Annotated in this window: 6 protein-coding genes; 3 read left to right on the forward strand and 3 right to left on the reverse strand. The window is 67.3% G+C overall.

Going from position 1 to position 8,556, the window contains the following annotated elements; translation table 11 throughout:
• The 3 genes from A9W95_RS22925 to trmB form a co-directional block, all read right to left on the reverse strand.
• Positions 1–2,214: MMPL family transporter (locus tag A9W95_RS22925; protein ID WP_067418257.1), on the reverse strand; the 2,214-nt coding region annotated here is incomplete at its 3' end.
• 91 nt (positions 2,215–2,305) lie between these two features.
• Positions 2,306–3,022, reverse strand: a complete 717-nt coding sequence (locus A9W95_RS22930) for an NYN domain-containing protein (protein WP_067418246.1) — start codon at positions 3,020–3,022, stop codon at positions 2,306–2,308.
• 4 nt (positions 3,023–3,026) lie between these two features.
• Positions 3,027–3,815: a tRNA (guanosine(46)-N7)-methyltransferase TrmB gene (gene trmB / locus A9W95_RS22935; RefSeq protein ID WP_067418260.1), complete on the reverse strand. Its 789-nt coding sequence runs from the start codon at positions 3,813–3,815 to the stop codon at positions 3,027–3,029.
• A 96-nt stretch (positions 3,816–3,911) separates the two neighbouring features.
• On the opposite strand from trmB, the gene A9W95_RS22940 reads away from it, so the two are divergent.
• The 3 genes from A9W95_RS22940 (at position 3,912) to A9W95_RS22950 (ending at position 8,489) form a co-directional block, all read left to right on the forward strand.
• On the forward strand, positions 3,912–4,934 hold the full coding sequence (locus A9W95_RS22940) for a hypothetical protein (protein WP_067418249.1): 1,023 nt from the start codon (positions 3,912–3,914) through the stop codon (positions 4,932–4,934).
• Entirely contained in the window at positions 4,931–6,469 is a 1,539-nt protein-coding gene (locus tag A9W95_RS22945; protein ID WP_253851741.1) for a hypothetical protein, read from the forward strand. The genes A9W95_RS22940 and A9W95_RS22945 overlap by 4 nt, the downstream gene beginning before the upstream one ends.
• 193 nt (positions 6,470–6,662) lie before the next feature.
• Positions 6,663–8,489, forward strand: coding sequence for a phosphoenolpyruvate carboxykinase (GTP) (locus A9W95_RS22950; RefSeq protein ID WP_067418254.1), 1,827 nt, complete (start codon positions 6,663–6,665; stop codon positions 8,487–8,489).
• Positions 8,490–8,556: the final 67 nt, after the last annotated feature.

An 8,556-nucleotide genomic window follows, 5' to 3' on the forward strand; every position in this document is an offset into this window, starting at 1 on the left:
GGCCCACCAGCAGTCGTCGCCGAGCAGCTTCATCACCGACGGCACCAGGAACATCCGGACCACGGTGGCGTCCAGCAGCAGCGCCGCCATCAACCCGAAGGCCAGATACTTCATCATCACCAGGTCGGAGAACACGAACGAACCGGCTACCACCGCCAGCACCAGCGCCGCGGCGGTGATCAGGCGGCCGGTAGTCGCCGTACCGATGCGGATGGCTTCCTGGGTGGACATGCCGTGTTCTCGCGCTTCGACCATGCGGGATACCAGGAACACCTCGTAGTCGGTGGCCAACCCATAGCCGACCGCGACCACCAGCGCGATGACTGGGGCGGTCAGCGGCGTCGCGGTGAAGTTCAGTATCCCGGAGCCGTGTCCGTCGACGAAGATCCAGGTCAAAATGCCCATGGTGGAGCCGAGCGTCAACGCGCTCATCACCGCCGCCTTGATCGGCAACACCACCGAACCGAACGCCAGGAACATCAGCACTGTGGTGGCGCTGAGCAGGATCACCAGCATCGCCGGCATGTTGTCGAACAGGCTATGGATGGAGTCCTGCTCCAGCGCCGGGGTGCCGCCGACATAGACAGCTATCCCCTTGGGTGGGGTGATCGATCTCAATTCCTGCAGCTTCTTCGGCGCGTCACCAGGGTTGAGCAAACCGTTCTGCAGTACCCGCACGGACGGGTCCTTCGAGCCACCCGGGGCCTGGCTGCGTTCTTGCCACATGTTGGCCGGGTTGTTGTCCTGCTCGATGAACCCGCTGATCGCCATGGCCTTGCTGCGGATGTCGGCGATCTGGCCGTCGGTGACCGGCTGATGGTTGGTCGACTGGATGACCAAGGTCAGCGGGTTGGTGCGATACCCGGGGAAGAGCTTGTCGAAATGCTCCTGGGATTGCCGGACCGCATTGTTGGGCGGCAGATACTTCTCGCTCATGCCGCCCAGCGACAGGTTGAACAACGGCAGCACCAGCAGGATCATGCCGACGACGATCGGGATGGCGAAGACCAGCGGCCGCTTCATCACCCAGTTGACCAGCTTGCCCCAGAAGCCGGCCTCGACCTCTTCGCGGGTCTTGGTCTTCTGCAGCCGGTCGGCCAGCCAGTTCAGGTAGGCCCTCGACGGCTTCCAGTTGCGCAGGAACGGCACCCGGAACGCCGTGCGCACACCGAGCGCGTCCACATGGCGACCCAGCACCCCCAGCACCGCCGGCAACAACGTCACCGAGAGCACCGCCGCCAAGCCGACGGCGGCTATCAGCGCGTAGGTCAGTGACTTGACGAAGCCTTGCGGCAACATGAGCAGGCTGATGCCGGAGGCGATGATCAGCACCGCGGAGAAGGCCACCGTGCGCCCGGCCGTCATCACCGTGCGCCGCACCGCCGTCTCGGTGTCGTAACCCTCGGCTATCTCTTCACGGAACCGGCTCACCACGAACAAGCCGTAGTCCACCGCGATACCCAAACCGATCAGTGAGACCACGGGCTGAGCGAAGAAGTGCACCGGCCCGAACACCGCGACCAGCCGCAGGATGCCCAGAGCGCCCGCGATGCTCAAGCCACCCACCATGACCGGCAGGCAGGCCGCCACCGCGCCGCCGAACACCAGGAACAGCACCACGGCCACCAACGGCAGCGCCAGCACCTCCATGCGCCGCTGGTCGGTGGCGATGGTGCCGGTCAGCGCCTCGGCGACCGGCTCCAGCCCGGCCAGTTGCACGGTGCCGCCGTCGAGCTTCTGCAAGGCGGGCTGAATGGCCTTGTAGTTGTTGAGGATGGTGTCGTCGTCGTCACCCTTGAGCGGAATGGACACGAACGTGTACTTCTTGTCGTCGGTGGCCATGCCCTTGACGATCGAACTGGTGGTATCGGGTGCCCGCAGGTATCCGGCCCAGCCGAGCACCTCTTTGGGGTGGTCGGAGACGAATTTGTTGAGCTCGTCGGTGATCTTCTTCGACCATGCCGGGTCGTTGACGTTCTTGCCGTCCGGGGCTTTGAAGATGGCGACGATGTGGCCGGTGCGGTCGCGGCCGTAGACGTTGTCGCCGAGCACCGAGGCCTTGACCGACTGGCTGCCCTCGTCGTAGAAACCGCTCTGGGTGACGTGCTTACCGAGGCTGAGGCCGAAGATGCCGCCGCCCAGGCACAGAGCCACCGTGACCCCGATTACGATGTACCGGTAGCGGTACACAGTTCGACCCCACCAGGCGAACACGTAAGCTCCTTACTGGATCTGTAACGACCCGCGCATTGCTTTCTGCTTTTCGGTTATCAGACGCTCGGTTTTTTCGCCACGCGAGGCCTGTTCACGCACGCGAGGTCAACAGCGAGGACAGCGGCCGGAATGGCTGCAGCCAAGCTCCCTGCTCAGGTAGCGAATCGAGCCCGATCCGCGGGAGCGGCTCCCGGAAGACACCCGAAATGTCTTCTAGGTCGACGAACTCCAAGGTATCCGACGCTAGCGCCCAACTAGCGTGTTCACGAAATCCGAGCACCTGAACCGGCGTCCCGCCGCGGGCGATTTCTTCCAGCGGCTGGCGGAACGCCTGCCCGTCCGCCGAAGCGACGACCAGCGCGGCCAGCCCTTCGGCGTACCGCTGTTCGATGTGTTGCAGCATGTCCCGGTCGACGTCGCTGTCCTCGTCGATTTTGGGTTTGGCGAAGACGGCGAAGCCCACGTTGCGCAGCGCGTCGACCCACGGCCGCACCACCTCGGCGCTGCCCGGCGCGATGTTGGTGAAGACGGTGGCCTCCGGTTCGACCACGGCGCCGGGGCGGCTCGCGGCCACGTCGGCGGTGCGGGCCAGCAACCAGCGGCCCAGGGCGTCGAAGCGGGGCCGCTCCATTGCCGTCGGGCGTCGACCCAGAATCGAACCCAGCCCCATGTCCAGGTTCGGCGCGTCCCACACCAGCAGCACCCGTCCCGGCGCCGCGTAGTCGCCGAGTGCCTTTCCGCCCAGAACCGAGGGCGCCTCGGTCAGCGGCTCGGGTGTCTGTGCGGTCACGTCTTCGGTCACGCTCATGAAGTCATCGTCTTTTCCAGATCAGTTCGGCGACGGTGCGGCCCTCGTGCCCGGCCTTGGTCTCGTACTTGGTCACCGGGCGGACCACCGAGATCGGCAGTGCGTCGCGGCGCGGATCGACACGGACGAGTTGCGGTTCAGCGTCGCCGGTCTGGGCGATGTGCTCGGCGTAGCCGGAGTGATCGGTCGCGGCATGCAAGACACCACCGGGGAGTAGCCGGTCGGCGATCATGGCAACCGTCGCCGGTTGCAGCAACCGACGTTTGTGGTGCCGGGCCTTGGGCCACGGGTCGGGAAAGAAGACGCGCACCCCGGTCAGTGAGCGCGGGGCGAGCAGGTCTCGCAGCACATCCACGGCGTTTCCGCGGATCAAGCGGATATTGCTGACACCGGCGCTGTCGATCCCGGCCAGCAGCTGAGCCAAGCCGCGGCGATAGATCTCCACCGCGATGACGTCGATGTCCGGTTCGGCCTGGGCCATCGCCAGGGTCGACGCGCCGTTGCCGCAGCCGATCTCGAGCACCAGCGGCGCCTCGCGGCCGAACCAGGCTCGGCTGTCAAGCGGCGGGGTGTTTCCTTCGTCGTGCGCCTGGCGGCCCAGCCGTGGCCACAGCCGTTCCCATAGGTCACGTTGGGCGGGCGACAACGCCGAGCGGCGGGACCGGAAGCTGGTCGAGGGCAGGTAGCCGCGGCGGGAGTCCTCTTCGTGCGCCAACTCGGTGCCGGATTCCACCGGCGTGTCGGGAAGTGATCCCAACCCGGGATGCGCATGCATTTGTCCATGGTGGCCTATGAACACTCGGTGTAGCCGCTCCTGATCCAGATTGATACCTAACAGTTGCCTTCAACTGGTAACGAGTAGTACCTGGCTCGCATCTGCGCGACGTAGCTGCCACCATTCGGTGGAAGAAAAGCGACAGGGGCAGAAAAGATTTTCGTCGACGAGCTCACGCGATTCGCCGAGGAGACCGGCGATCAGCGGGTACGCGCCATCGCCGAACGGGCCGGCGCGCCGCTGCGGATCTCGGTGCGCGGTCGGTCGGGAACCGGGCGCGACACCGTGGCACGCGCGCTGAACAGCGCGGCAGGCATTGCGGTGGCCGAACCAGCGGAGCTGCCGGTGTATGTCACCGTCGAAGTGCTCAAACCCGAGGACCGCGCGGCCGTCGCCGCTGATCCACCAGCATTGGTGGTGCTGAGCAAGGCCGACCTCACCGGGTTCGGCGAGGAAGGGCCCATGTCGGCGGCCCAGGCCCGGTGCGCGGGGCTCTCGGTGGCGGCCGGGGTGCCGGTGCTGCCGCTCGGTGCGCTGCTCGCCGTCGCCGCGCGGGCGCTCGACCCCGCCGACTGGGCCGCGGTGCGGGCGTTGGCCGGGGCGGGGTGGTCCTGCCTGGACGAGTCGCATGCCGGGTTCTTGACCGCGGCGCTGCCGATATCGGGTCAGATGCGAGTGGCCTTGCTGGAAAAGCTGGATCTGTTCGGCATCGCGTTGGGTATCGCCGCCGTCCGGCAAGGACGCGACCTGGCCGCATTCCGGGCGCTGTTGTGGCGGGTCAGCGGCGTAGCCGAGGTCGTCGCGGCGCTCGTTGCCGCCGGCGCTCACACGCGCTACCAACGCATCCAGCACGCCACCGCGCAGTTGGCGGCACTTACCGTCGGCGACGATCGGCTCAGCGAGTTTTTATCCAGCGACGAGATCGTGTTGGCCAGGATGGGTGCCGCCGAAGCGGTGCTGCGCTCGGCGGGGCTGGATGTCGGGCCCGCCGCACCCCTGGCGCGCGCGCGGCGGTGGCATCGTTACAGCCGTGAAGGCCCTCCAGCCCTTCGCGGTTGCGGCGCGGACCTGGCTCGCGGTGCGCTTCGGCTGTGGTCGCGGGCCGGCGGGCTACCGGTGGGCGTGGCGGCACGATGAGCGCGAGCGAACGGGACGACCCGGCGGCGGTCGACGAGCTGGTGGCCGCGATCGGCCCGCGGCTCGACTCGCCGGCGATCAACCGCAAAGACGTGATCCTGGTGACCGGCCCCTGGCTGGCCGGCGTCACCGGCGTGGTCGCCGCGCTGCGCCAGCGGCTCGAACAACACACGTTCGTCGAGGCGACGGAGTTAGACCCGGGCGACGCGCCGACGGCGGTGGTGTTCGTGGTCTCCGCGGCGGTGGGCCTGACCGACTCCGACTGCACGCTGCTGGACGCCGCGGCGGAGAACACCGACGTGGTGGTCGGGGTGGTGTCCAAGATCGACATGCACCTCACCTGGCGTGAGGTACTGGCCGCCAACCGCGACCGGTTGTCCGCGCACGCGCGGCGCTACGCCGAGGTGCCCTGGGTTGGCGTCGCGGCCGCGCCCGAGCTCGGCAAGCCGCGCGTGGACGACCTGATCGAAACATTGGCGCAACGGCTCGCCGACCCGGACATCCCGCGCCGAAACAGGTTGCGGGCGTGGGAATCCCGGTTGCGCAAGGTCGCCGAGAGGTTCGACCGCGACGCCGAGGGCAGTGGCCGGCAGGCCCGGGTCGAAGCGTTGCGCGAAGAGCGCAGCGACGCGCTGCGGCAACGACGCCAATCCCGAACCGAACGGTCCATCACGCTGCGCGGTCAGATCCAGCAGGCCCGGGTGCAGCTGGCGTACTTCGCCCGCAACCGGTGTTCGTCGGTGCGCGGGGAACTGCAGGAAGACGTGTCCGGATTGTCCCGACGCGACATGGCCGGCTTCGAGGCCCGCACCCGCGCCCGGGTCGAAGAGGTGGTCTCCGAGGTCGCCGACGGCACCGCCGAGCAGCTCGCCGACGTCGCCGAGGTGATGGGTGTGCCGCTGGACCTGCCGCCGCTCGAACCATTACCCACCGTCACCATCACCGCCCCGCCGCTGAAGTCCCGACGGCTGGAGATGCGGCTGATGATGCTGCTGGGCGCGGGGTTCGGGCTGGGGGTGGCGCTCACGCTGACCCGGCTGATGACCGGACTGACCGCGGGGTTGCCCGTCGCGGTCACCGCTGCGGGCATCGCGGCGTGTGTGGTCATTGGCCTGGTGGTCACCGTGTGGGTGGTGAACACCCGCGCGCTGTTGCACGACCGGGCCCTGCTGGACCGGTGGGCGGGGGAGGTGACCGCGGAGTTGCGGTCGGTCACCGAGCAGCTGGTCGCCAGTCAGGTCCTGGTCGCCGAATCGCTGCTCAACACCGCCTGCAGTGCCCGCGACGAGGCCGAGAACACCCGGGTGAACGACCAAGTCAGCGGCATCGACAGCGAGCTGCGCGAACACGCCATCGCCGCCGCGCGCGCCGCCGCGGTGCGGGACCGGGAAATGCCGACTGTGCAGGCCGCATTGGCGGCGGTGCGTGCAGAACTTGGGGAAAAACCGGGTATATCCCCGGGTATAGCTAAGGACGAAGCTTCCGTCGCGGCAGACCCGGCTTGGAGGTTCGATGCCACAGGCAATAGTTTCTAAGGAGCAGCGGCTTCTGAATCGGTCTTGTGAGCAGGCTTATACCCGCCCACGCCTTACCCGACAAGTGATGCACGTTAATCTGTAGTAAAGATGACAAACGCGTCAATAGCTGTGCTGGCAGAGCATGAACAAGCGCCCGCGATTCGCACGACCAGGCAAGACGTAACTACACAGCAGAATTCAGGAGAGTTCGATGACCTCAGCGACCATCCCCGGACTTGATACCGCGCCGACCAAACATCAGGGGCTGCTGTCTTGGGTGGAAGAGGTCGCCGAGCTCACCCAGCCCGACCGGGTGGTGTTCACCGACGGCTCCGAAGAGGAGTTCCAGCGGCTGTCCGACCAGCTCGTCGAGGCCGGCACCTTCATCCGCCTCAACCCCGACAAGCACCCCAACTCCTTCCTGGCGCTGTCCGACCCGTCCGATGTCGCGCGCGTGGAGTCCCGCACGTTTATCTGCTCCGAGCGCGAGATCGACGCCGGCCCGACCAACAACTGGAAAGACCCCAGCGAGATGCGGTCGATCATGACCGATTTGTACCGCGGGTGTATGCGTGGTCGCACCATGTACGTGGTGCCGTTCTGCATGGGTCCCCTGGGCGCCGACGACCCCAAGCTGGGCGTGGAGATCACCGACTCCGAGTACGTCGTCGTCTCCATGCGCACCATGACCCGCATGGGCAAGGCGGCGCTGGAGAAGATCGGCGACGACGGCTTCTTCGTCAAGGCGCTGCACTCGGTGGGTGCGCCGCTGGACGCGGGCCAGAAGGACGTGCCGTGGCCCTGCAACGACACCAAGTACATCACCCACTTCCCCGAGACCCGCGAGATCTGGAGCTACGGCTCGGGCTACGGCGGCAACGCGCTGCTGGGCAAGAAGTGCTACTCCCTGCGGATCGCTTCGGCGATGGCCCACGACGAGGGCTGGCTGGCCGAGCACATGCTGATCCTCAAGCTGATCTCCCCGGAGAACAAGGCTTACTACTTCGCCGCGGCGTTCCCGTCGGCGTGCGGCAAGACCAACCTGGCGATGCTGCAGCCCACCATCCCGGGCTGGCGCGCTGAGACCCTCGGCGACGACATCGCCTGGATGCGGTTCGGTGACGACGGCCGGCTGTACGCGGTCAACCCTGAATTCGGCTTCTTCGGGGTCGCCCCCGGCACCAACTGGAACTCCAACCCCAACGCGATGCGCACCATCGAGGGCGGCAACACGGTCTTCACCAACGTGGCGCTGACCGACGACGGTGACGTGTGGTGGGAAGGCCTCGAGGGCGACCCCCAGCACCTGATCGACTGGAAGGGCCGCGACTGGACGCCGGAGTCAGGCGAGAAGGCCGCGCACCCCAACTCCCGCTACTGCACGCCGATGTCGCAGTGCCCGATCCTGGCGCCGGAGTGGGACGACCCCCAGGGCGTGCCGATCTCGGGCATCTTGTTCGGCGGACGCCGCAAGACCACGGTGCCGCTGGTGACCGAGGCCCGCGACTGGCAGCACGGGGTGTTCATCGGCGCCACGCTGGGCAGCGAGCAGACCGCCGCGGCCGAGGGCAAGGTGGGCAATGTCCGTCGCGACCCGATGGCCATGCTGCCGTTCCTGGGTTACAACGTCGGCGACTACCTGGGCCACTGGATCAACCTGGGCAAGCAGGCCGACGAGTCCAAGTTGCCGAAGGTGTTCTTCGTCAACTGGTTCCGCCGCGGCGACGACGGCCGCTTCCTGTGGCCGGGCTTCGGTGAGAACAGCCGCGTGCTGAAGTGGATCGTCGACCGCATCGAGCACCAGGCCGGCGGCCGCACCACCCCGATCGGCACCGTGCCGGCCGCCGAGGACCTCGACCTGGAGGGTCTGGACGTCGACGCGGCCGACGTGGAGCAGGCGCTGGCGGTCAACGCCGACGAGTGGCGCGAAGAGCTGCCGTTGATCGAGGAGTGGCTGGAGTTCGTCGGCGAGAAGTTGCCGACGGGCATCAAGGACGAGTTCGAGGCGCTCAAGGGACGCTTGGCCGAGGCCGAGTAGAGGCCGAGTAGGGGGCCGAGTAGCCGTTTGCCGAGTGTGCGGGCAGCCGCGCACTGGACGCCGAGTG

It is taken from the genome of Mycobacterium sp. 1423905.2 (assembly GCF_001673155.1).
Lineage (GTDB): Bacteria > Actinomycetota > Actinomycetes > Mycobacteriales > Mycobacteriaceae > Mycobacterium.